Source organism: Parasphingorhabdus sp. W113, from assembly GCF_055693205.1.
The window spans coordinates 1985400-2010202 of record NZ_CM146328.1 but is presented as its reverse complement, the minus strand read 5'-3'; the positions used below and the strand labels follow the sequence as shown (position 1 = coordinate 2010202).

19 protein-coding genes and 1 pseudogene are annotated in these 24803 nt (G+C 57.9%); 7 read left to right on the top strand and 13 right to left on the bottom strand.

Going from position 1 to position 24803, the window contains the following annotated elements:
* Positions 1-18: 18 nt before the first annotated feature.
* Genes mrdA through ACZ1GS_RS09525 form a run of 4 tightly spaced genes read right to left on the bottom strand, consistent with a single transcriptional unit; the run spans position 19 to position 4482 of the window.
* The gene (gene mrdA, locus ACZ1GS_RS09540; RefSeq protein ID WP_472694973.1) at positions 19-1989 is read right to left on the bottom strand and encodes a penicillin-binding protein 2; all 1971 of its coding nucleotides are present in this window, start codon (positions 1987-1989) and stop codon (positions 19-21) included.
* On the bottom strand, positions 1986-2501 hold the full coding sequence (mreD, locus tag ACZ1GS_RS09535) for a rod shape-determining protein MreD (protein ID WP_472694972.1): 516 nt from the start codon (positions 2499-2501) through the stop codon (positions 1986-1988). The genes mrdA and mreD overlap by 4 nt, the downstream gene beginning before the upstream one ends.
* Complete coding sequence (gene mreC / locus ACZ1GS_RS09530; RefSeq protein WP_472694971.1) at positions 2501-3409, bottom strand: rod shape-determining protein MreC; 909 nt, start codon at positions 3407-3409, stop codon at positions 2501-2503. Before mreC ends, mreD begins: the two co-directional genes overlap by 1 nt.
* A gap of 32 nt (positions 3410-3441) precedes the next feature.
* A complete protein-coding gene (locus tag ACZ1GS_RS09525) occupies positions 3442-4482 on the bottom strand; it encodes a rod shape-determining protein (RefSeq protein ID WP_472694970.1) in 1041 nt (346 codons plus the stop codon).
* A gap of 175 nt (positions 4483-4657) precedes the next feature.
* Between ACZ1GS_RS09525 and mutL the strand changes: the two genes are divergently transcribed.
* Together mutL and ACZ1GS_RS09515 are read left to right on the top strand one after the other, a co-directional pair.
* Entirely contained in the window at positions 4658-6493 is a 1836-nt protein-coding gene (gene mutL / locus ACZ1GS_RS09520; RefSeq protein ID WP_472694969.1) for a DNA mismatch repair endonuclease MutL, read from the top strand.
* Positions 6490-7038, top strand: coding sequence for a hypothetical protein (locus tag ACZ1GS_RS09515; protein ID WP_472694968.1), 549 nt, complete (start codon positions 6490-6492; stop codon positions 7036-7038). The genes mutL and ACZ1GS_RS09515 overlap by 4 nt, the downstream gene beginning before the upstream one ends.
* Here the strand turns inward: ACZ1GS_RS09515 and ACZ1GS_RS09510 are convergent.
* From ACZ1GS_RS09510 to ychF, 3 genes are read right to left on the bottom strand one after another with little or no spacing between them, the layout of a single operon-like run.
* A complete protein-coding gene (locus ACZ1GS_RS09510; protein ID WP_472694967.1) occupies positions 7035-7481 on the bottom strand; it encodes a MaoC family dehydratase in 447 nt (148 codons plus the stop codon). The two genes, ACZ1GS_RS09515 and ACZ1GS_RS09510, sit on opposite strands and share 4 nt — an antisense overlap.
* Positions 7482-7522: 41 nt before the next feature.
* On the bottom strand, positions 7523-8776 hold the full coding sequence (locus ACZ1GS_RS09505; RefSeq protein ID WP_472694966.1) for an alkaline phosphatase family protein: 1254 nt from the start codon (positions 8774-8776) through the stop codon (positions 7523-7525).
* Positions 8777-8827: 51 nt separating this feature from the next.
* The gene (gene ychF / locus ACZ1GS_RS09500; protein WP_472694965.1) at positions 8828-9928 is read right to left on the bottom strand and encodes a redox-regulated ATPase YchF; all 1101 of its coding nucleotides are present in this window, start codon (positions 9926-9928) and stop codon (positions 8828-8830) included.
* Between the two features lie 142 nt (positions 9929-10070).
* Here ychF and ACZ1GS_RS09495 point away from each other — a divergent pair, with 142 nt between their 5' ends.
* Positions 10071-11042 (top strand): SGNH/GDSL hydrolase family protein, encoded by a 972-nt coding sequence (locus ACZ1GS_RS09495; RefSeq protein WP_472694964.1) that lies wholly within the window; start codon positions 10071-10073, stop codon positions 11040-11042.
* A gap of 45 nt (positions 11043-11087) precedes the next feature.
* Here the strand turns inward: ACZ1GS_RS09495 and pth are convergent, their stop codons facing one another.
* From pth to ACZ1GS_RS09470, 5 genes are all read right to left on the bottom strand, one after another.
* Positions 11088-11660, bottom strand: coding sequence for an aminoacyl-tRNA hydrolase (pth, locus tag ACZ1GS_RS09490; RefSeq protein ID WP_472694963.1), 573 nt, complete (start codon positions 11658-11660; stop codon positions 11088-11090).
* Positions 11661-11776: 116 nt separating this feature from the next.
* Positions 11777-12460 (bottom strand): 50S ribosomal protein L25/general stress protein Ctc, encoded by a 684-nt coding sequence (locus ACZ1GS_RS09485; protein ID WP_472694962.1) that lies wholly within the window; start codon positions 12458-12460, stop codon positions 11777-11779.
* Between the two features lie 124 nt (positions 12461-12584).
* On the bottom strand, positions 12585-13382 hold the full coding sequence (locus ACZ1GS_RS09480; RefSeq protein WP_472694961.1) for a thioesterase family protein: 798 nt from the start codon (positions 13380-13382) through the stop codon (positions 12585-12587).
* Positions 13383-13442: 60 nt separating this feature from the next.
* Entirely contained in the window at positions 13443-14357 is a 915-nt protein-coding gene (locus tag ACZ1GS_RS09475; RefSeq protein ID WP_472694960.1) for a TraB/GumN family protein, read from the bottom strand.
* A 53-nt stretch (positions 14358-14410) separates the two neighbouring features.
* Positions 14411-15355, bottom strand: coding sequence for a TraB/GumN family protein (locus tag ACZ1GS_RS09470; protein WP_472694959.1), 945 nt, complete (start codon positions 15353-15355; stop codon positions 14411-14413).
* 158 nt (positions 15356-15513) lie between these two features.
* Between ACZ1GS_RS09470 and ACZ1GS_RS09465 the strand changes: the two genes are divergently transcribed.
* Positions 15514-17610 (top strand): molybdopterin oxidoreductase family protein, encoded by a 2097-nt coding sequence (locus tag ACZ1GS_RS09465; RefSeq protein WP_472694958.1) that lies wholly within the window; start codon positions 15514-15516, stop codon positions 17608-17610.
* A gap of 6 nt (positions 17611-17616) precedes the next feature.
* On the opposite strand, the gene ACZ1GS_RS09460 is transcribed toward ACZ1GS_RS09465, so the two are convergent.
* Positions 17617-18753: a TraB/GumN family protein gene (locus tag ACZ1GS_RS09460; protein ID WP_472694957.1), complete on the bottom strand. Its 1137-nt coding sequence runs from the start codon at positions 18751-18753 to the stop codon at positions 17617-17619.
* Between the two features lie 119 nt (positions 18754-18872).
* Here ACZ1GS_RS09460 and ACZ1GS_RS09455 point away from each other — a divergent pair, with 119 nt between their 5' ends.
* The 3 genes and pseudogenes from ACZ1GS_RS09455 to ppdK all read left to right on the top strand — a co-directional run bounded on the left by ACZ1GS_RS09455 (position 18873) and on the right by ppdK (position 24736).
* Complete coding sequence (locus tag ACZ1GS_RS09455) at positions 18873-19760, top strand: glycine--tRNA ligase subunit alpha (protein WP_472694956.1); 888 nt, start codon at positions 18873-18875, stop codon at positions 19758-19760.
* Between the two features lie 82 nt (positions 19761-19842).
* Complete coding sequence (gene glyS, locus ACZ1GS_RS09450) at positions 19843-22056, top strand: glycine--tRNA ligase subunit beta (protein WP_472694955.1); 2214 nt, start codon at positions 19843-19845, stop codon at positions 22054-22056.
* 2 nt (positions 22057-22058) lie between these two features.
* A pseudogene (ppdK, locus tag ACZ1GS_RS09445) lies at positions 22059-24736 on the top strand (pyruvate, phosphate dikinase).
* The last annotated feature ends 67 nt before the right edge of the window (positions 24737-24803 follow it).

The window sequence follows — 24803 nt, the reverse complement described above, 5'->3', positions numbered from 1 at the left end:
GATAAAGTCGTTCAACGCTTATTGCCCCGTTTGCGGCGCGGGGTTGTTGGTACCGGTCTCGGTGTCTTCGGGTTTGACCCGGCCTTCGGCAATCGCCTTTTCCAGCTCCTTTTGTGCGCGGTAAGCCGCGAGCTGGCGATCCATGCGTTCGGAGATGGTTCCGCCCCAACTCTCCTCCATCGCCAGTAGCTTTGTCATGGCCTGTTCACGATCATAGAGAAAAGTCATCACGTCGCGCGCCACCGGATAGGCGGATGACGAGCCACCCCCGTGCTGGATCACGACCGAAGCAGCATAGCGCGGATTGTCAACTGGTGCGAAGCAGACGAACAGACCATGATCACGGAATTTCCACGGCACATCACGGCCGCCGCGGCCATATTTCAGACTCACGACCTGGGCCGTACCGGTTTTGCCGCCCAACTCGATATTTTCTAGCGGCAGCCGCGCGCGCCGCGCGGTGCCGACCCCATTGACCACTTCACTCATCGCATCGCGGACATAGGAAAGATGCTCGGGAGAAACATTCAGCGGTGGTGCGGTGGAGCGATTTTGCTCGAGTAACAGTTTGGGATCGAGCTGCCTTCCTGAGGCCATGCGCGCCGCCATAACGCAAAGCTGCAAGGGATTGGACAGGAAATAACCCTGTCCAATGGCGCTGTTCACGGTATCAAAATTGGCCCATTCACGGCCATGGCGCTTTTTGATCCATTGCGTGTCCGGTACCGTTCCATAGCTTTGCGAAGCGACTGGCAGGTCATATTTTGCGCCCAAACCAAGTTCACGAGCCATCAATGCGATCGCGTCATAGCCCACGCGTAGCGCCATTTTGTAGAAATAGGTGTCACAGCTTTGGGCATTTGCTTTTTTCATGTTCACACTGCCATGGGTGCTGTGGCAATTGAAGAAGCGGTTGCCGACCCGCAATCCTCCGGGGCAGCTAACCGATTCTTCTGGATCAATGCCGCCGCGCAGCAGGGCAAGCGATACCATCGGTTTGATCGTCGAGCCCGGCGGGAAAAGGCCCTTTAAGGATTTGTCGCGCAACGGCACATGATCATCGGCGCGCAACATGCCATATTCGGTCTGGCCGATACCGTCGGAGAAGCTGTTCGGATCAAAGGACGGCATCGATGTCATCGTCAGAATATCGCCGGTTTCGCAATCCATCACCACGACCGAGCCCGATTCCGGTCCGAGGCGGCGAGCGGCATAATTTTGCAGATCGATATCGAGGGTCAGCTGCAAAGCCTTGCCGGGCGTGTCCGGGCGGCTGTCGAGTTCCCGGACGATCTTGCCGCGCGCCGTGACTTCGACACGCTTGGCCCCGGGCTTGCCCTGGAGATGGTCCTCGAACCGTTTTTCAAGGCCGTCCTTGCCGATCTTGTATCCCGGCGTGACCAGGATCGGATCGGGATTTTCCTTATAGTCTTCGGCGGACGCAATGCCGACATAGCCGACCAGATGACCGACGGCGGCCCCGGTAGGATAGAAGCGTGAAAAGCCCTGTCGCGGTGAAACACCGGGCATATCCGGCAAACGAACGCTGACCGCCGCAAATTGCTCGACATCGAGACCTGTCGCAACCTGAACCGGTTGAAAGCTGCTCGCCTGTTCGAGCTCCTTGTTGATCCGGTCAATATCTTCCTGTCGCAGCGACAGCAATTCGGCCAGCGTCGCGACGGTCTTGTCCTTGTTACCGATGCGATCGGGGATGAGGTCGACACGAAAGTCGGTCTTGTTGTTGGCGATTGGCTTGCCGTTGCGGTCGATCAGCCAGCCCCGGCGTGGCGGTACCAGCGTGAGATTGACGCGGTTGCTCTCGGACAACAGCTGATAGCGTTCATTTTCGGCCACCGAAATATAAGCCATGCGTGCCGCCAACAGGACGCCGATCCCGGCCTGGAGTCCGCCGATCACCGTCGCTCGGCGCGTGAAGGTGAGGGATTGGACCGCGCCGCTAATCGTTTTTCCGCTACCCAGACTCATGTCGCCACCCGCCAGTTGTCAATCGCGCCGATAAAGCGGGTGACGAAAGGATAAAGCAGGATCGACAATATGATTTGTGGCACAAGAATTTCAAGACGCAGCAAATTGCTCTGGAAGTCAATGATCAGCATGCCGCATATTAGCACAAAAATGATCGAAAGGGAGGCGATAAGCCAATCCTGCCAATAGTCGCGTCCGACCCCTCTGCGGTCGAGCGTTTCCAGGGCGATAAAAATCAGCGACCAGAGAAAGGCAGCGCTACCAAAGGGTTGTCCGCTGAAAATATCGTCGACCATGCCAAGCGGAAAGCCCGCCCATACGGGCCAGTAGCCCGGGCGGATCAGCCGCCAGGACAGCAGAACCAGCAAGCCCAGTGGCGGCAGGATCGGGAAATCAGTGATGATCGGAAAGGCGGTCACCATGGATCCGGCGATCACCGTCAGCGAGGGCACAAATTTGATCCGGAACTGCGAGGGTTGCCGATTCAGACGAGAGCGATAGGGCTTAGCCACTATTCACCGCCTTCGGCACCGTTTTCGGCAGCATCCTGTTCGTTTTGGGCTGCCGCGCGGACGGTTTCGGCCTGGAAAATTGGTTCCACGATAACATGGCTGACATTGGCCGGGTTGGCGAGAATGCGGGCAATGGCCCCGGTGTCTGTCTGTCTTATGACCACCGCGACCGGGATGCCGGGGCTGTAAAGTCCGCCACTGCCGGAGGTGATCAGCAGGTCGCCGCCTTTGAAGGGGTTTATGCCCAAATTAATCGGTCGCACATCCACTGTGCCATCGCCGCGTCCGGTTGCGAAAGCGGGCAATTCATCGTCAGCCCGCTTGACCGGCATAACATTCTTGCCGTCCGCGACCAGCAAGATACGCGCGGTGGTCGGACCGGTTTCGAGCACGCGGCCGACCAGACCTTCTGGCGCCCGCACCGGCTGACCTGGCAAGATGCCATCGCTGCTGCCAAGGCCCAGTGTTGCTATGCGGCGCGAACTGGAGGATGTCGAACTGATCAGCCGCGCCATGCCGATGGCTTCGGGAATTTCCTCGTCGAGCTTGAGCAGTCGTTTGAGCCGTTCATTTTCCTGCTTCAGGGCCCGGGCTTCGAGGATCTCGATCCGGTTCTTTTTGAGCTCGCGGGTCATTTCGGCATTTTTGGATGCCGCGTTGAAATAAGCGGAGATATTGTCACCGGCATTGCCCATGAAACCGCCGGCTTCCGCCAGGCCTTTGCTGACCGGAGCGGTCGCCTCAGCGCCAATCGAGCGCAATACAGAAAACCCGCGAGGATCGATGATTGAGATAAGCAGCAGAAGCAGGCCGACAACTGCTCCTAATATGCCCAGTAAATAGCTCGCGAATATACTATATTGCGCTCGCTTCGAAAATCCTGGGCGCCGGTTATTTGGCGGCGCCATTCCTGCTTATCCTTCTGTTTTATCCAATAGGTTCAAGCCGTTGTAAGAACGCCTCGGAACATATCATCTTCCATAGCACGTCCTGTTCCAATAGCGACACAGGCGAGGGGATCCTCGGCCACGGTCACCGGCAGACCGGTTTCGTCGCTCAACGCTTCGTCGAGACCCGCGATCAGCGCACCGCCGCCGGTCAGGACAATCCCTTGATCGACAATATCAGCGGCGAGTTCCGGCGCGGTGTTTTCCAGCGCAATCCGGACGCCTTCGATAATCGTGCCAATAGGCTCGCTTAGCGCTTCGGCAATCTGTCCCTGATTGATCGAAATCTCTTTGGGCACACCGTTGACCAGATCCCGGCCCTTGATGTGGATCGTGTGCCCGACGCCATCGGCAGGGGCCTGGGCGACACCAAAATCTTTCTTGATTCGTTCGGCTGTGGTTTCACCGATCAGCAGATTGTGATGACGACGCACATAAGACACAATCGCCTCATCCATCTTGTCGCCGCCAGTTCTTACCGACGTGGTGTAAGCGAGCCCGCGCAAGGACAGGACGGCCACTTCGGTCGTGCCACCGCCGACGTCGACGACCATCGAACCGATGGGTTCGGTAACCGGCATGTCAGCGCCGATCGCTGCTGCCATCGGCTCTTCGATCAGAAACACCTGACTGGCTCCGGCATTGGATGCGGCATCGCGAATGGCGCGGCGTTCGACGGATGTCGATCCGCTCGGGACACAGATCACGATTTCCGGATAGCTGAACAATTTGCTTTTGCCGTTCACCTTCTGGATGAAATGCTTGATCATCTGCTCGGCAACATCAATGTCGGCGATCACACCGTCGCGCAACGGCCGAATCGCTTCAATGCTGTCCGGCGTCTTGCCCATCATCATCTTGGCATCGTTGCCAACCGCTTTGACTTTCTTGATCCCGTTGATCGTCTCGATAGCGACAACAGACGGCTCATTGAGGACGATTCCCTGACCGCGGACGTAAACGACGGTGTTCGCCGTGCCCAGATCGATGGCCATATCCTGGGACCTGAACTTGAACAGATTTCCAAATACCATTTTTTTACCCGTATTTTCTTGTATTTACCGAAAGGATCGAAGCGTAAAACCTTAGCGCCCATTTGTCTGAACAGGGGATGAAATTAACCATTCGGATCGCCCAGAAAATGCCCCTTGAAAACATAGTCGCAATCAAGGGTCGCTTGGCATGATCGCTTGGGCTAGGAATGCCGATATGTCAATAAGAAGACTCCCAAATCATCTGATCAATCGCATCGCCGCGGGGGAAGTGGTGGAGCGTCCGGCAAGCGCTCTGAAGGAGCTGGTTGAGAATGCGATCGATGCCGGTGCCAGCCAGATATATGTCCGTCTGAAACAGGGCGGGCTGGATCTTGTCGAAGTGACCGACAATGGCTGCGGGATGGCGCCGGAAGACATGGCTCTCGCCCTCGAACGGCATGCAACATCCAAGCTGCCGGATGAAGCGATTGAATTGGTCGCCACGCTCGGCTTTCGCGGGGAAGCCCTGCCGTCCATTGCGAGTGTCGCCAAACTGAGTGTTGAAAGCCGGGTCAGCGGGGCCGATGGCTGGTCCCGTGTGGTCGATCATGGCGAGCTGATCCATGAAGGCCCCGCCGCCCTGCCGCCGGGGACCAAATTGCGTGTCGAGCACCTTTTTGGAAAAGTGCCTGCACGGCGCAAGTTTCTCCGGACCCCGCGCAGCGAATATGCAGCATGCGTGGATGTCGTGCGGCGCCTGGCCATGGCCCGTCCCGATATCGGGTTCACGCTAGAACATGAAGGCCGCAAGGCCATTGCCGTGCAAAGCGGACAGACCGGACCCGACCGCGTGGCCGCGCTGACCAATAAGGACTTGCGTGCCAACAGCGTGCCGGTTGATCTGGTCCGGGAAGAAGTCAGGCTATCCGGCGTTGCTGGACTTCCGACCTTCAATCGCGGCGTGGCCGACCACCAGTTTCTGTTCGTCAACGGCCGTCCGGTGAAGGACAGATTGCTGGTCGGGGCGGTGCGCGGGGCTTATGCCGAGATGCTGGCCCGCGACCGCCATCCGATCGTCGCGCTGTTCATTGATATGCCGCCGGAAATGGTCGATGTGAACGTCCATCCGGCAAAAACCGAAGTGCGCTTCCGTGAGCCGGCGATGATCCGCGGCATGATTGTCAGCGGCCTGCGCCGGGCGCTTGATGAAGGCGGGTTCCGAGCGGTGCAACGCCCCGCAGAAACCGCACTGGCCAATTGGCAGACTGAGCCGATGGCTGATCCGCAAGCCAATATTTTTGCCGCGCGCCATTCTACATCTGCCGAGGCCACATCTGCCTTGCCGACATCCTTTCCGCAGCGGTTTTCTGCACCGCCAGCCGCTGGTATGCGGTCGCGGGGAGATGAATTTGCCAGGGATGATCCGTCGTCACTGGCTCCGTTAATGGGGCGCGCGGAAGCGGCCGCCGAACCGGTGCCCGACAGCACCCGTCATCCGCTGGGCATTGCCCGCGGGCAGGTTTCCAAAACCTATATCGTCGCCGAGGCGGAAGATGGTCTGGTGATTGTGGACCAGCATGCAGCGCATGAACGTCTGGTTCTCGAACGGATGCGCAAGGCGGTTGCGGGCGGCACGGTTCCATCACAGGCGATGCTGATGCCGGAAGTGGTCGAGCTGGATGAAAATGCTTGCGATCGCCTTGAAGCACGGATTGAGGAACTGGCGGAATTTGGTCTCGACCTGGAGCGGTTCGGTCCGTCGGCGATGCTGGTGCGCGCTACGCCCGCGATGCTGGGGGCAGGGGATGTCACCGGGTTGATCACCGATTTGGCCGATGAGCTCGGGGCCTATGATGAGGCGTTGTCGCTCAAGGAACGGATCGACCATGTCGCGTCGACCATGGCGTGCCACGGTTCGGTCAGAGCGGGGCGGGTGCTCAACGTGACCGAGATGAACGCCTTGCTGCGTGAAATGGAAGTAACGCCACATTCAGGGCAATGTAATCATGGTCGCCCCACCTGGGTAAAACTGGCGCATGGCGACATTGAAAAACTGTTCGGGAGGAAATGATGAAATTTCTAGTTGGTCTGACGGCTTTGGCACTGGTTATCGGATGTGTCCCGGCGGATGATGCCGGATCTGGGCGCACGGAACCGGAAGCAGAAGCACAGGAACCGGTTGAAGCAGAAGCCGCACTGCCGGTTGAACCCGACGGCAGCATCGGCGACGGGGTGGCACGGCCAATGCTTCAAACCATGGCTTATCAGGAATTTGCCTCGGCGATCGAAGCGGGAGCGGGGTGCAGCTTTGTCGCTGACGGCAATAGCGATCCGGTCTTTTTCGCCACTGCTCCCGATAGCGACAAGATTGCCGGAAAAGCGGCGATAAAATTATCGGACACCGTGGTTGTTCTGACCCATGAGGGGGTCGGCCTTGCCCAAATCGAGGAGGGCGGGCAGTTCCGCAGCGAAGCGGTCGAGGTCACCATCAAGCATGGCAAGGAACAGCCGACCAGCGAAAGTGAGGGCACCTATTTCTGGCCGGCGACATTGGCAATCGCGCAGGACGAAGGCGGTTCCAACGATTATACGGGCAAATATGAGTGCGGCGCTTAGTCACCGCGCACGCTGATCAATCCGGTGCTTTCCATCGTCATGACTGGCTCATCTGCCTGATTGTACACTGTCACCTGGCCGATTAGAATGCCCATTTCCGGACGGCTTTTGGACCGTCGTTTTTCGATCGTCACATGTTCGCAACGTAAGGTGTCACCGGGAAAGACCGGTTGCAGCCAGCGCAGATTGTCGACGCCGGGCGAGCCCAGGCCGGCTTGCTTGTTGGCATTCATATGATCGACCATCATCCGCATCATCATCGCTGCGCTATGCCAGCCGCTGGCAGATAAGCGACCAAAATGGGTCTGTGCCGCCGCGTCATCTTCGAGATGGAAGGGTTGTGGGTCATATTTGCTGGCGAATTCCACAACCTCTTCGCGGGTCACTTCATAATGGCCATATTTCTGAACGACGTTGAGCTGGATATCTTCGTAGTAGAGCATGAGCGGTCCTGTTCCAGATTCTCTTTCCCGGGAGGACCGGGCTAGGGTTTCAAGATTTTGTGAAAGGGGGAGAGATCACCATCGCTCTGATTGGGCTTGATCGCGATCAGCTTGGCAATGAGCGTGTAGATACAAACATTGTCAAACGTCGCAATTCTACCTGTCTGATTGATGGCGGGTCCGCTGGCAATGAACAGTGCCAGCATGTCGGGATGCCATTGATCATAGCCGTGGCCACCACCAATGCCCGTCAACCATGCCGGCTTGTCCTGATACACCACCCAGCCCGAGTCCGGCAGACATAGGATGGTCGGAACGCGGGGATTCTTGCCATATTGGAATTTTGCCGGAATATCTTCGCGGGCCCAGCACATCATGTTGGCATGTCGCTTCAGAAAGGCGGCCTTGATGGTATCGACATTTTCTCCGGCCAGCGGTTCGATTCCGGCATAATTGCCATCCACGACCAGGCGATAGCGGTCGCGGGGCAGGATATTGTCGAGATAGATGACCCGATCCGGAGCGGTTTCGGCCATGCCATGATCGGAGACAATTACATAATTGACCGGTTGCTGCAGGGCTTTTGCTTCCCGGACGAGGTCACCAATGCGGTCGTCGATTGATTTTATGGCTTTGTGAAGCTTTTCGCTGGGTCCGGGGCCGTAATAATGCCCCGCCGTATCAACTGTATCGAAATAGAGCGTGATCAGTTTCGGTCGCGTCACCGCTGGTCGGCGGAGCCAGTCGACAACTGCGGCAACTCGGCGATCGTCAGACAGGTCCTGAGAAAAAGGCCACCAGTCGCTCGGTCGCTTGTCATCCCAGCGCACTTCCGAACCCGGCCAGAACATGGTTGCGGTCCGAACGCCTTGCGCTTCGGCGGTCGACCAAATCGGTTCGGCCTGATCCCACCAGAAAGGGTCTTTGGTGGCCATTTTGAACACCTCGCCTGGGCGATCGGGGTCTTCCATGCTATTGCCGACAATTCCATGATTATCGGGCGTTTTCCCAGTGACGAGCGTCCAGTGATTGGGAAAGGTCTTGGTCGGGAAACTGGACCGCATCTTGGCCTGGGCGCCGACTGCAGCCAGCGTGTTCAGATGGGGCGTGATGCCGCGGGTGAGATAGTCCGGACGAAAGCCATCGATCGAAATCAATATCGTTACCGGTTCGCGCGAATCGTTTGCTGTTACCGTCGGGGAAGGGGCAGCGGATGCGGCCGCCCACAGGGCCGGGCTGGTCGGGCCAAAGGCAAAGGCGGTTAAAAAAACAAGCGCCAGAAAACGTCGAATCATAAGATTACACCCCTGTGACAAGAGGCTAGTGTAGAAGAAGTTTATGACAAGTCAGACATTGAATTTGAAATTCATGATATCGCCATCCTGGGTGACATAATCCTTGCCTTCCTGGCGCAGTTTTCCGGCTTCCCGGGCAGCGGCTTCTCCGCGCAGCGCGACAAAATCATCAAAGGCCATGGTTTCGGCGCGAATGAACCCGCGTTCGAAATCGGTATGAATCTCGCCGGCGGCCTGCGGTGCCTTCGCGCCCTTGTGTACCGTCCAGGCACGGGATTCCTTGGGGCCGCAGGTAAAGAATGTCTGCAGATCGAGCAGCTGATATCCTGCGCGGATCACCCGGGCGAGGCCGGATTCGTCGAGGCCCAGTTCGCTTAGATATTCGGCGCGTTCCTCGGCTTCCATGCCGACCAGTTCGGACTCGATCGCGGCCGAAACAATAACCGCTTCGGCGCCTTCGGCCTTGGCTTTTTCAAAGACTGCCGCGCTGAGCGCATTGCCCGCGGCCGCATCGCCTTCATCGACATTGCAGACATAGAGCACCGGCTTTGCAGTGAGCAATTGCGACTGGTCGAAAATACGCTGCTCTTCATCATCATTGGGCTCAGTCAGGCGCGCCGGTTTGCCATCGCGCAGCAATTCCAGCGTCTGGCCGAGCACGCTGGCCGCGATTTTGGCTTCCTTGTCGCCGCTGGTCGCCTTTTTCTCGAAGGCCGGAACCCGTTTCTCGAGGCTTTCCAGATCCGACAAGAGCAATTCGGTCTCGACCACTTCCGCATCGGAAATGGGGTCGACCTTGTTCGAAACATGTTGAATGTCATCATCTTCAAAACAGCGCAGAACGTGCACAATGGCGTCGACTTCGCGAATGTTGCCAAGAAACTGGTTGCCGAGACCTTCGCCTTGCGAGGCGCCTTTGACCAGACCGGCAATGTCGACAAACGCGAGCTGTGTTTCAATAATCTTCGCACTACCGGCGATTTCGGCGATTTGATAGAGCCGCGGATCGGGCACCGCGACCTGACCGACATTCGGTTCAATCGTGCAAAACGGATAATTGGCCGCTTGCGCTGCCTGTGTTTCGGTCAGCGCATTGAACAGGGTCGATTTCCCAACATTGGGAAGGCCGACGATACCGCATTTGAAACCCATTTTTGTCACTCCATCGAATTAAGCGTGCTCGATAGCGGGCCTCCCTGGCGATTACCAGTGGCAACATGGCAAGGCGATTGCTTTCATTGGGAAATCCGTGCAGGTTACCCAAAATTAACGATAATCATTGGGGAGATGCACGGTGAAAGCACGACTTTTAGGCACGGTGGCGGGCGGTTTGATTCTGGCAATGGCGGTGCCGGCCCAGGCCGAGCGCGACACCGCACGGTTCACCTCGATCACCGTGTTCGGGGATAGCCTGGTGGACGCCGGCAATGTCTTTACCGCAACCGGCGGCGCGATCCCGGACCCGGCGCAGGGCTATTTCAATGGCCGCTTCACCAATGGCTTTGACTATACCGACCTCTTGAGCATCGAGCTGTTCGGCGCGCCGACGGTTGCTTCGCTGCAGGGCGGGACCAATTTTGCCTTCGGCGGCGCACGGGCGTCAAACACCGATCCACGTGTGCCCGATTTTGGCGAACAGCTTGGCCTTTACGCGGATTATCTCTCGGTTCCCGGCAATGCGGTGGACCGGAACGGTCTGTATATCTTGAATTTTGGCGGCAATGATATTTTCAATGCCCAGGGTGATCCGGCAAATGCCGATATGATTATTCGCCAGGCCGCTCAGGACTATGCTGCGGGCGTTCAGGCCTTGAACGATATCGGTGTTCGCAATGTTCTGCTGACCGGCTTTCCGGTTCTTGATCCGCTCGGTTTTAGTGCCGAAAACTATCTGACCCAGGAATTGGCCGCGCTCAGTCTTACGGCCGACACCAGTTTTTTCCGTTATGATTATCTCGATTTTTTCAACCGCGTGCTCACGGACCCCGGCGCGCTGGGTTTACCGGCTCAAGATATTGCGACAACTTGCCAACTCGCCGGACCCGCCGCCATTGCCGCCGGGTGCGAAGGGATTTTCTCGTTCGACGGTGTCCATTTTTCCGCTCCGATCCACGAAGCCTTGGCGCGCGACATGGATAGCCAGTTCAACTTGCTCGGCTCGGTTCCGGAACCCGCGACATGGGCGATGATGATCTTCGGCTTTTTCATGGCCGGAGGCGCCATCCGTCGCCAGAAACGCGCGTCCGTTCAGGTCAGTTATAGCTGAAAGGCGGGATCGGGCGATATCTCGGCATGCGGCTGTGCTGAGGTGCTAGTCGTCCTGCATCCGTAGCGCCAGTTCGCTCATGAACCGGGGGTTGTCGCCACGAGCGAGCCAATCGGCTTCTGCGGCAATTGCACCAAGCATCCCGGCCAAGGGATCAATTTCCGCTTTGGTGTAATTGCCGAGCACATGTTTGTGCACTCGGGATTTGTGGCCCGGGTGGCCAATACCGATCCGCACGCGCCGGAATTCCGGCCCGATATGGGCATCAATCGAGCGCAGGCCGTTGTGGCCGGCGGTGCCGCCGCCAATCTTGACCTTGACCTTGAACGGCTCGAGATCCAGTTCGTCATGAAAGGCGGTGACGTCTCCCGGTGCGAGCTTGTAGAAATCCATCGCTGCCCGCACGGCACGCCCGCTTTCGTTCATGAACGTCGCTGGTTTGAGCAGCAGGATTTTTTCCGAACCCAGCCGTCCCTCAACGACCCAGCCCTGAAATTTCTTTTTGGGATCCGGAAAGCCATGCACTTCCTCGAGCGCGTCGAGCACCATGAAACCGACATTGTGGCGGTGGAGCGAATATTCCGCACCGGGATTGCCAAGGCCGACCCATAATTGCATGATATTTTCGTCTCCAGCGGGGCGGCAAGCCAAGGCTGCGGCCAATAAAAAACCGCTCATACGGCGCCCGGCGCAGCATGAACGGTTTTTCGTTACATTGTTTTATGCGGAAAGGTCTAGTCTTCCGAGCCGCCTTCAGCGTCTTCGCCGCCTTCAGCACCTTCTTCGCCTTCAGCACCCTCTTCGCCTTCTTCGCCTTCGCCGTCTTCGGCTTCGTCGTCAGAAGATTTGAGAGCAGATGGTGCGGTCACACCAGCAATGGTGAAGTCGCGATCGGTAATCGAGCTTTCCGATCCATCCGGCAATTTGACGTCCGAGATATGAACCGAGTCGCCAATTTCCAGGCCGGTCACATCGATTTCAATCTGATCGGGGATCAGGTCCGCGTCACACATCAAGTCGAGTTCGAAACGAACAACGTTCAACACGCCACCGCGTTTCAGACCAGGAGATTCCTCTTCGTTGACAAAGACAACCGGAATATTGACCTGGACCTTCGCGCCTTTGGCAAGACGGAAAAAGTCGACGTGCAGGGGACGGTCGGAGACCGGATCAAAAGCAACATCTTTTGGCAGAGTGCGGGTCTTGTCCCCACCAAGATCAACCATGACCAGCGAGTTCATGAAGTGGCCGGTGCCAAGCAGCTTGTTCAGCGCCCGTTCTTCCACGTGAATCGCAATGGCTTCTTTCTTGTCACCGTAAATAACGGCGGGGATTCTGCCTTCGCGACGCAATGCACGGGAGGCTCCCTTGCCAGCCCGTTCGCGAGGCTCGGCTGATAGTGTCAGCTGATCACTCATAATGTTGCTCCAAAATTAGGTTTTTACAGATTTCCGCCACGCCTCCAGGGTGCTCATGGCCGGAAAGAGGGCGCTATAGGCAGCTCCTGCGCCAAAAGCAAGGCAATTTCGGCGCACCGGCCGGCTAGCGGAAAAAGCCTATCTGGTTGCTGGTCGCCAGCAATATTCCGTCTTTCGACCACAGTTCCACACGCTGATCGGTGGTGCTGTTGCGCACGGTTGCACTGGACACCCGCAGCAGCATGAAATCTGATCCCGCCGCCGCCAGATCCGCTGCATTGGCGTAGATATAGGTGCCCATTGACACGGTCGAGCCCATGCGCATCTCGGCGGACAGGAAAAAAGTACGGGGCATCGGCGTGTCACAGAGCGCCATGATCGACAAACGATCGACCGGGCGGCCGTCTTCCTGTCTGATCCAGGTGAGCGTTTCCGGCGAGCCATTGTCGGAAAAAGGCGTGCCCTGAACGATAAATTGCTCATAGCTGCTCACCCAGTTGGGCGTCATCATCGGGACAGCTTCCAAGCGCTGTCCGTCTTCCTTGGGTGGCGCGAGCGGCATCGCCAATTGATAGTCAATATTGGTTGGTTTGCGGTTGCTGGTCACGATATCGGCGCTGTTGGTCAGCGCGCCCCGTTGCAGCAATTCAACCCGCCAGAACTGGGTCGAAGCACCAGATTTTAGCAAGCTTACCCGGATTTCAACCTCTCCCGGTGCCACCGCCGACAGATAGGCCATTTGCAAGGATACGATCGGCGCCGCGCAATCTTCATGCTCTGCGACGGCGCGCGCGGCCACGGCGGCAACCCAGCCACCAAAAGCGGCGCCAGACGGGTTCTGGAATATTTCACGGCATTCAGCCGTAAAGGCGTTGGTCCCAGCAGGAACGAGCGCGGTTTCGCGATCGAATAGATAAGTCATGAAGCGCTTTCTGAGGAATGTGTTGAGAGGAGAGCCGATGAACGGAGACGCGAGAATGGACTACTGAATTTTTTCGATCTTGTATCCGCGCTTTTCTAGCATAGCCTGGACAGAGTCCGGGCCTACCAAATGTGCAGCGCCAACGGCGACAAAGGTTGTTCCCGGCTTTTGAAAACGCTTGTCGAGCTGCTCCGTCCAGTCCTCGTTGCGCGCCACCAGCAATTGCTCTCGGGTTTTGGGGTCATCCAGAATGCCGCCTTCCGACAGTTCCGCTATCTTCGCGCTATCACCAGAAATCCAGGCGTTGAACAGTTCTTCAAACGCCCCCTTGGTTTTGTCCGCCTCTTCGACCACGCTGGTCAGCATTTCGCGCTGTTGCGATTCCGGAAGCGTATCAAAATAGCCCAGTTGCTGTTCGATCGTCTCGAGCCCCTCGATCGGTTTCTTGAAGCCGTTAAACTGTGCGACTAGCTTTTTCTCGACACCTTCGCCGGATTCAAGGCCAAGACCACTGGTTTGTGCCGATGCCAGAGACAGGGCAGCGGCCCAGCTTTCCATGCGGTTCAGCGCAAATTCGGGAATATTGCTCCGGTCGATCACTTCCTCCAGTTCATCGCGCAACGAGGGTTTGATCCGGGTTTCTATTTTCGGTTGGTTGGCTGAAATGGCCAGTTTGGAGAATATCTTGGCGGCGTTGTCCGTGTCTTCCAGCCCCAAGACCTCGATAACCAGTCGATCGGAATCCTGCAGTGCGGACTCCAGCAAGGGGGAGCGCCAGTTGACGTCTTTGGGAAGGATGTGGATCGTGCCAAACAGATAGGCCTTGCCAAGCTGCTCGGGCTTGGACCCGGTGACCTTCCACATGGCGGGTTCGCCCTGTTGCAGCGTATCGAGTTCAACTGGTGGCGGACTGTTCGAACAGGCGGTCAGACCTGTCAACGCCAGCAGGCTCAGAAAGAGATGAATGAACTGCATGATTATAATCTGGGGATGAAGAACCAAAAATCAAAGATGCCGCAGCAATATCTTCAATATTTGATCCGTTTTGCCTTCCAGCCTTTCGTTTCCAATTTGGCCTGCAAGCTGTCTGTGCCCGCCAGATGACCGGCGCCGACGGCCATGAAAACCGTTCCCGGTTCCGCCATCCGCTTGTCGACCCACTCCGCCCAGGCAGCGTTGCGATTGGACAAGAGCGTATCGTAGAGAATTTTCTCCTCGAGTCCGGCATTCATCAGGTCGGCCAATGCCGCGACATTGGCATTAGCCCAATGCGCTACCATATTTTCCATGCCGTCGGTCATCTCGCCGATCGACGCGATGTTGAAATTCAGGAAACGGATTTGCACGTCTTCCGGTAAATTGTCGAAAAACCCCAACTGCTGCTCGGGTGTTTCGAGGCCGGTAATCGTCATGTTGCGCGACTTGGCGGTGGCCGTGAGCGTTGGTTCCACACCGCTATTGGTGTCATAGCCGCTTTCCACCAGCGGCAGCAGAGAAATGCTGATACTGGCAAACCAGGGCTCGAGCGGGTCGAAGGCACTGACCGGCACTTTCAGATCGGTCAAGGCCGCTTCGTAAGCCAGCCGGTCATCGGGTTCCAGCTTGTCGCGCAATCCGACGCCGGTCTTGTCGATCGCCAGATCATTGACAATCTGCATCATGACACCGGGATCGGGCTGGATCATTTCGACGACCAATTCATCGGACGCATCGAAAGCGGTTTTTATCGCCTCATCAAACCAGCTCAGGCCGGGTTTCAAGATGTGAACCGTCCCGAAAAGATAGAGCGTTGTGTCCTTGTCCTTGATCACCCACAGCGCCGGGTCGGGATCCTCGGGGATCGTCGCGAGTTCCGCTTGCGGGGCAGGCGTATCGCTGGCGGAGGCGATATTGTCCTGTGCCGGAGGACAAGCAGTGAGCGCCAAAAACAGGGGCAGGGTGAACAAGGTCGACATCCAGCGAGGGATCATCATCGGGCTCCGCTTCAATAGGGCTGTAAGAAGAGCGCTAGCTTTGCCTTATCATCTGCAAAAGGGCAATAATTTCCCGGCGCTATTTTGTCGGATTCCGGTCATGGTTCTTCTGGTCAGGCACGAAAGGGCCTGCTAGCTTTCCGCGCAAGGAGAATGTCATGAGCCAGATTCACGCCCGTACCTGCCATATTTGCGAAGCCAATTGTGGTGTTCTGGTCGAAGTCGAAGGCCGCGAAATTCTTTCGATCAGGGGCAATCCCGATCATGTGCTGAGCCGCGGGCATATCTGTCCGAAGGCGACTGCCATTGCCGATTTGCAAAATGATCCCGACCGTTTGCACCGTCCGGTCAAGCAGGTCGATGGCGCATGGCGGGAAATCAGCTGGGAAACCGCTTATCGCGAAATTGCCGACAAACTGACCAGTTTGAAAGATGAAGGCGCCAAGCCGGCCATGTATATGGGCAATCCCAGCGCGCATGATTATGGAATCTCAACCCAGATCAGCACCTTGCGCCGCGCTATCGGACTCAAGAATATCTATTCCGCCTCGACGCTCGATCAGATTCCCCACCATGTCGTGCAATATCATATGTATGGTCATGTCAGTCTGGCGGCGGTGCCTGATATTGATCGCAGCCAGTATCTGGTGATTATCGGCGGCAATCCGGCGGCGTCCAATGGCAGCATCTGGACCGTGCCCGATTTCAAGAAGCGCGTGAAGGAAATGCAGGCGCGCAACGGGAAGCTGGTTGTCATTGATCCCCGGCGGACCGAAACGGCGAAGCTGGCGGATGCTCATCATTTCGTGAAACCCGGCACCGATACTGCGCTGCTGATCGGCATATTGAAGGCCGTCGTCGATGGCGGTCTGGTGAATATCGATCATCTGGCGGACCTGCTGGACGATAGCTGGGCGATGATTGCGCCGGCGCTGGAAGGTTACGACATGGCCGCGCTGGCGGCACATTGCGGGATCGAAGCAGCCGTCATGCGGGACATTGCCGCGCAACTGGCGGCGGATCAGCCGGCGGCGATCTATGGCCGGATGGGTGTTTCCGTCTGCGAATTTGGCACACTTAATCAATGGCTTATCCAGATTATCAACATCGCCACCGGCAATCTCGATCGCGAAGGTGGCACCATGGTGCCGGAACCGGCACTGGACACGATCAACCTGGTCGGACGCGGTTCCGTTCGGACGGTTGAGACGGCCCGCGGACCCATGCCGGTGGTGATGGGGGAATTGCCGACCGTGACCCTGGCGGAAGAAATGCTGCGGGACGATGACGAGCGCATTCGCAGCCTGTTTGTCGTGACCGGCAATCCGGTGCTGTCGGCGCCGGATGGCGCGCGGCTCGACCGCGCGCTGGAGACGCTGGACCTGATGGTCTCCTTTGACATGTATGTGACTGAGACCAGCCGCCATGCCGACTATATCCTGCCGCCTTGTGGCCCGCTCGAAAAAGACCATTATCCGTTTTTCTTCGGTCCGCTCGCGATCCGCAACTATGCCAGCTATTCGCCGGCGATTTTCGATATGCCGGAAGGCGAGAAGGGCGATTGGGAGATTATTGCCGAGCTCGCGCGCGAAATTCTCGCAGCGCAGGGGCAGGATGTGCCCAATATTCGCGAACCGCGCGATGTGCTCGACAATATGCTGCAAAGCTCGCCGGCAGGATTGTCGCTGGCGGAGGTTGAAGCTGCGCCCAATGGCATTGATCTCGGGCCGCTGCGCGCCTGTCTGGCGGATCGCCTGCTGACGGAAGACAAGAAAATCCAGTGCGCGCACCCCGATTTTCTAACCGAATTGCAACGCTTTTCCGCGTCTCTCGCAGAGGAGCTATCCGACAGCTTGCGGCTCATCGGGCGGCGGCATGTGCGGTCGAACAACAGCTGGCTCCACAACGCACCGCGCCTGTTGAAAGGGCCGGATCGCTGTACCCTGATGATCCACCCGGACGACGCCGCGGCGCGGGGTCTGGTTGACGGGGCGATTGCAACCGTGACCAGCCGGATCAACAGCGTCGATGTCAAAGTCGAAGTGACCGATGACGTCATGGCGGGCGTGGTTTCGATACCGCACGGCTTTGGGCATGCGCGCGACGGTGTGCAGCTTTCAGTGGCGGGGGCAAAGCCCGGCGTTTCGCTGAATGATCTGACCGATCCGGAGCGCTGTGATCCGCTTTCGGGCAATGCGGTGCTCAATGCGACACCGGTTACGGTTGAAGCGGCTGCGCTCGCCAAGGCCAGCTAATTACCACTACTTGAGGCGTTTGACCTTCAGGCCTTTGGCTTTCAGGCGGTCTCTGAGCGAATTGTCGCCCTGCAAATAGTGATGATCCAGCGCAATGAAGGTGGTGCCGCTTTTGCCGGCCATATCGGCGATGACCTCTGTCCAGTTGCTGAGCTGGCTGTCTTCCAGATGCGCATAGAGCGCGTTCAGCCCGGGTGGATAGCGTTCCGGCAGATCATAACGCTCCCCCTTGGCCCAGGCGATTTGCTGTTTTTCAAGCCCGTTGAGCACGGGGCCCTCATCCTGGCTTAGGCTAGCTTGAGGGCCGGGTTTGCTGGCGTTTGCGAGATAGGTGTTAAGCCAGGTCCGCTGGCTTTTCTCGTCGATGCTGTTCAGGATCTCAATCGGCCGCTCCGCCGCCTCAAGCCCCTGGATCCTGATGCCGCGTTTCTCAAACGCGCGGGCCAGATCGCGTTCGATGCGATTGCGCGACCGGCTGTTGAAAAACTCCCGTTCCTTGTTGGCCAACATCGCCAGAACCGTCCAGGTGGGCATGAAGTCTCCAAACCCATAGATCGCCATTTCGCGGCTTTCAAGAATGGCATCCTGATATTGCGGGTCGATACGCTGGTCAAAGGGCTCGCGATCGTCGCGGATCAACAGGTGCATGGCGCGGCGGGCGATCCGTTTCTCTTCGGTTCGATCGTCGCGACCAATAAAGGCTTTCGAAAAATAAGCCGCATCGGCTTCGGCGATCACGCGTTCAAGGCGGTCGCCTTTCCACGTGATACGGTAGTTACTGTGGTCGAGCATGCCGAACAGATAGATTTTTGAATCACCCTGTTCGATGATCCACAAAGCCGGGTCGGGTTCATAGTCATAGGCGGCTTTGCGCGCGTCCCTGCGTTTTTTCTCTTCGGCTCTTTCCTGTTCGTATTTTTTGCGATCGGCTGCGCGCTCCTGTTCCCGCTCCTCCCATGATTGTACGGAGATTGCCGGTGGCGCAGGAACCGCTATTTTCGGTGGCGCGGGAGGGAAGGAAACAGGTGGAACCGGGGCCGCGGGTTTGCTCTGTGCCGCCTGGGCGAAGGCCGGAGGCGCAAGCAGGATAGCGAGGGAAGCGGAGCAGGTCAGGACAAACGCTGACAGAGAGGTTTTTATCATCGCCGGACTAAATCGGTTACACGCAAATCTGTCAAGGCGGCGATGCGTTCTTGACCCGTGCGACGCCATAAGCCAAAGCAACCGCGAACCATATTGCACCAGCGAAGAAAGTCTCGACTTTGACCGATTCGAAGCCGCTCAGCTTCCAGCAGATCATCCTGAAACTCCACGATTACTGGAGCCAACAGGGCTGCGCGATCCTGCAACCCTATGACATGGAAATGGGGGCCGGAACCTTCCACACCGCAACAACTTTGCGCGCCCTCGGTCCGGACCCTTGGAATGCCGCTTTTGCACAACCTTGCCGCCGACCGACGGATGGCCGCTATGGCGAGAACCCCAACCGTTTGCAGCACTATTACCAGTATCAGGTGATCCTGAAACCATCGCCGCCGGATATCCAGCAGCTCTATCTCGACAGCCTGACCGCTATCGGCATAGATCCGATGCTCCACGACATTCGCTTTGTCGAGGATGACTGGGAAAGTCCGACCCTCGGCGCCTGGGGTCTGGGATGGGAAGTCTGGTGCGACGGCATGGAAGTAACCCAGTTCACCTATTTCCAGCAAATGGGCGGGTTTGACTGCAAACCGGTGGCCGGCGAACTGACTTATGGCCTCGAACGATTGGCCATGTATATCCAGGGTGTCGATAGCATCTATGATCTGGATTATAATGGTGCCAAAGACCCAGAGAAACGAGTCACTTACGGCGACATCTTCCTGGATAATGAGAAGCAGATGTCGGAATGGAATTTCGAGGTCGCCAATACCGAGACGCTATTCGATTTGTTCAAAAAAGCGACCGCGGAATGCGAGAACTGCCTCGACAATAAGCTGCCGATTCCGGCCTATGAACAAGCGATCAAGGCGAGCCATGTGTTCAACCTGCTGCAGGCGCGCGGAGTCATTTCGGTGCAGGAACGGGCCAGCTATATGGGCCAGGTCCGCGACCTCGCCAAGGGCAGCTGTGAAGCCTATATGGCGAAAAAGGGGTGGGCGGCATGATGGTTTCCCCGCTGCACCGCTCCCAAGTTCAGGATGACGATAATTCGGCTCGGTATGACGCGACATCAGGAGGGGCGGCATAATGGCTGATTTCCTCCTCGAGCTGCTCTCCGAAGAAATTCCCGCCCGCATGCAGGCCAAGGCGCGTGCGGATCTGGAGCGGTTATTTGTCGCACAGCTCAACGACGCGGGGCTGACGGCCACGGATATCACGGTTTATTCGACACCCCGCCGATTGGCCCTGATCGCAAAGGGCCTGCCGGATCAGACCGAGGCGGTCAGCGAGGAAGCCAAGGGGCCACCGGAAGGCGCGCCGGATCAGGCGGTGGATGGGTTCTGCCGCAAAAATGGCGTGACCCGGGATCAGCTGGAAGTCCGCGAGGTCAAGGGCCGCGCGACCTATTTTGCGGTGATCAACAAACCGGGCCGCGACACCAAAGCGGTTCTGGCCGAAGCGATCCCTGCGATCATCAAGGCCTTCCCCTGGCCCAAATCGATGCGCTGGGGCGAGGCCAGCCAGTCGACCGAAAGCCTGCGCTGGGTCCGCCCGTTGGCGGGGATTGTCGCGCTGTTCGGTGACGATCTGGTGGCATGTACGATTGATGGCCTGACATCCGGCTATGAAACGGTTGGCCACCGGTTTCATCATCAAGGCCCGATTACCATCGGCAATGCGGCGGATTATGCCGCAAAATTGCGCGCGGCCCATGTGATCGTCGATCACGGGGAACGGCAAGACATGATCCGGGAAGGCGCCGCGAAGGCCGCCTCGGCCGCCGGACTGGAGCTGGTGAAGGATGAAGGGCTGGTGATCGAAAATGCCGGTCTCACCGAATGGCCGGTGCCATTGCTGGGCGGTTTTGACCCGGCGTTTCTGGACGTACCGGAAGAGGTGATCCAGCTGACTGCGCGGGTCAACCAGAAATATTTTGTCTGTAAAATTCCTCCCCATGACAATGGGGAGGACAGGCTGGCACCAGCATTTGTCTGCACCGCCAATATTGACGCCAGCGATGGCGGCAAGGCGATTGTCGCGGGCAATGAAAAAGTCCTCGCGGCGCGTCTGTCGGACGCGAAATTCTTCTGGGAGCTTGACCAGAAGGCCCCGCTGGAGGATCATGCGAAAAAATTGCGCAACATTGTGTTCCATGAAAAACTGGGCACGGTTGCCGACAAGGTAGAGCGTGTGGCCAAGTTGGCCGAGTGGCTGGTTTCTTTAGAAGGGAATGGTTTTTACCAGTCCAGCCCCGGCGATACATTTCATGGTGAAGTGTCCGAGGCCGCACGTCTCTGCAAAGCCGATCTCGTCACCGAAATGGTTGGTGAGTTTCCCGACCTGCAGGGTCTGATGGGCGGCTATTATGCAGAGAAACAGGGCAAGTCCGAAGCGGTCGCCAACGCGATCCGCGACCATTACAAACCGGTCGGGCAGGGCGACGACGTGCCGACCGATCCGGTTACGGTGGCGGTGAGTCTGGCGGACAAGCTGGATACGCTTCTGTCGTTCTTTGCGATCAACGAGAAGCCAACGGGTTCCAAGGATCCCTTTGCTTTGCGACGGGCATCTCTGGGCATTCTGAGATTGTTTCAGCAAAACAATATCCGCGTGAGGATTCCGTTTATCGTTGAAAACTGGAGTAGCGGTCAGGACGCGGGACTGGGCATAGATGTCCTGAACTTTTTCCATGATCGGCTGGGGGTCCAACTCAAGGAATCCGGGATTAAATATGATGTCGTTCAGGCGTCGGCGCAACTCGGTGACGATTGGGATGAAATTCTGGTTCGTGTCGAAGCACGAGCAAAAGCACTCCAGGCGTTTTTGGATACCGATGATGGGAAAAATCTGCTCGCCGGGTATAAGCGGGCTTCGAATATCCTGAAGAAAGAAAACATATCCTCCCCGTCGTCAGATGGGGAGGGGGACCATCCGCAGGATGGTGGAGGGGGCGGTAGCGCAGCTGCCGCAAAGGCCCCTCCGTCAGCCGCTGACGCGTCTGCCACCTCCCCATCGCTGCGCGACAGGGAGGAATTGGGTTTCGCCCCCGAACCCTCGGAAAAGGCGCTGATCGATGCGCTGGATGCGGCACAGCCGCAGGTGGCAGCTGCGATCGCTCAGGAAGCCTTTACCGACGCCATGACCGCACTGGCTGATCTGCGCGCGCCGATTGACCGGTTTTTCGAAGATGTAACCGTGAATGACGCCGATCCGGGCAAACGCGAAGCCCGTCTGGCGTTGCTCGCCCGTTTTCGCGCGGCGGTGCATCAGGTCGCTGATTTTTCCAGGATTGAGGGCTGAATATGACCCAATATGTATATCGTTTTGGCGGCGGCATGGACGCAGACGGGGCGCCTTCGGACCCAACCGAGGCGCGCAATTTGCTGGGCGGCAAAGGCGCCAATCTCGCGGAAATGGCCAATATCGGCCTGCCAGTCCCGCCGGGTTTCACGATCTCGACGGAAATGTGCACGCGCTTCATGAACGAAGGCGGGGTCTATCCCGACAGCGTGCGCGACGAAGTGGCGCAGGGCGTGGCGCATATTGCAGCGGTCACCGGCAAAAGCTTTGGCGATGCCGCCGATCCGTTGCTGGTCTCGGTGCGCTCGGGCGCTCGTGCCTCGATGCCCGGCATGATGGACACAGTGCTCAATCTCGGGCTGAACGATGAAACCGTCGAAGGGCTCGCGCAAACCTCCGGGGACGAGCGTTTTGCCTGGGACAGCTATCGCCGGTTCATCCAGATGTATTCCGATGTCGTGCTGCAGCTGGATCATGACGCGTTTGAAGAGGCGCTGGAAATTGCCAAGGAAGATAACGGCTTTTTCACCGATACCGAGATGGAAGCCAAGCACTGGAAAGCGCTGGTTGCGGAATATAAGGGCCTGGTCGAAGAGCAATGGGGCAAGCCGTTTCCGCAGGATGTCAACGACCAGCTATGGGGCGCGATCAGCGCGGTTTTTGGCAGCTGGCAGGCCGAGCGGGCGAAAGTCTATCGCCGGCTGAACAATATTCCGGCCGAATGGGGCACCGCGGTCAATGTCCAGGCGATGGTGTTTGGCAATATGGGCGAAACTTCGGCGACGGGTGTGGCCTTTACGCGCAATCCTTCGACCGGGGAAAGCGCCTATTATGGCGAATGGCTGATCAATGCCCAGGGCGAGGATGTCGTCGCTGGCATCCGGACCCCGCAATATCTGTCCAAAGCCGCCCGCGAGGAAGCCAATGCCAAACCGCTGTCGATGGAAGAGGCGATGCCGGAAACCTATGTTGAACTGACAACGGTCTTTGATCTGCTCGAGCGCCATTATCGCGACATGCAGGATATTGAATTTACCGTCGAGCGCGGCAAATTGTGGATGCTCCAGACCCGTTCGGGCAAGCGCACCGCCAAGGCGGCGCTGAAAATTGCCGTGGATATGGCCGGAGACGGGCTGATCACCGAAGACGAAGCGATTGCGCGGGTCGACCCGATGGCGCTCGATCAGTTGCTCCACCCGACGCTCGATCCCGACGCCACGCGCGATGTGCTGACTCGCGGTTTGCCGGCTTCTCCCGGCGCCGCTTGCGGTCTGGTGGTGTTTGACAGTGATACGGCTGAGCGACGCACCGAAATGGGCGATGACGTCATTCTCGTCCGCGTCGAAACCTCGCCGGAAGATATTCACGGCATGCACGCGGCCAAGGGCATATTGACCGCTCGCGGCGGCATGACCTCTCACGCGGCCGTGGTCGCGCGCGGCATGGGCCGGCCCTGTGTCTCCGGTGCCGGCAGCCTCAGCATCAACAGTGAAGCCAAACTCTTAAAAATCGGCGATAGAGAGCTGAAAGAAGGTGATTTGCTGACCATTGATGGCAGCAATGGCGAAGTCATGGCGGGCCGCGTGAAGACGATTCAACCCGAACTGGTCGGGGATTTTGGCGTACTGATGCAATGGGCCGACAAGGTGCGCCGGTTGCGCGTCCGGACCAATGCCGAAACACCGCAGGATTGCAAAGTGGCCCGCGATTTCGGTGCCGAAGGGATTGGTCTGTGCCGGACCGAGCATATGTTCTTCGAAAGCTCCCGGATTACGCGGTGCGACAGATGATTCTGGCCGCCAACGAAGCCGGACGGCGCGATGCGCTGGCCAAGCTGTTGCCGGAGCAACGCGAGGATTTCCGCCAGATATTCGAAGTCATGGCCGGCCTGCCGGTCACCATCCGGCTGCTCGATCCGCCCTTGCACGAATTTTTGCCGCATCATCAGACCGAATTTGAAGAGGTCGCGGCGGCTGCGGATGTCAGCGTCGAAACGCTGAAACAGCGCGCCAACGAGCTGCACGAGTTTAATCCCATGCTCGGCCATCGCGGCTGCCGTCTTGGCGTCACTTACCCCGAAATCTATGAAATGCAGGCACGGGCGATTTTTGAAGCGGCCTGCGATGTCGCGGAATCCAGCGGCGAAGCGCCGATTCCCGAGGTGATGATCCCACTGGTTGCCACCGCGCGCGAGCTGGAACTGATGAAAGATGCGGTCGACCGCATGGCGAAAGATGTTTTTGCCGAACGGGGCCGCGAAATTGAATATCTGGTCGGTACGATGATCGAACTGCCGCGGGCCGCGCTGATGGCTGGTAAAATCGCCGAGCATGGGGCGTTTTTCAGTTTTGGTACCAATGACCTGACCCAAACAACCCTGGGTGTATCCCGCGACGATGCGGGGCGTTTCCTGACCCAATATGTCGACAAGGGCATTTTTCCGCGCGATCCGTTTGTCAGCCTTGATATCGAAGGCGTCGGGCAACTCATTGAACTGGCCGCAGAGCGGGGCAGGGCAGCGCGCCCCGACATCAAACTGGGTATTTGCGGCGAACATGGCGGCGACCCGGCTTCCATCGCCTTTTGTGAGGAAACCGGGCTCGATTATGTCAGCGCATCCCCCTATCGTGTACCGATTGCCCGCCTGGCCGCAGCCCAGGCGGCGCTGGCCAAGGGCTAACGGGTTTACCTCCCTGCAAAGCCGATACGCGGCGATCGCGCGCGATCTTCCAGGCTGTGACGACTTG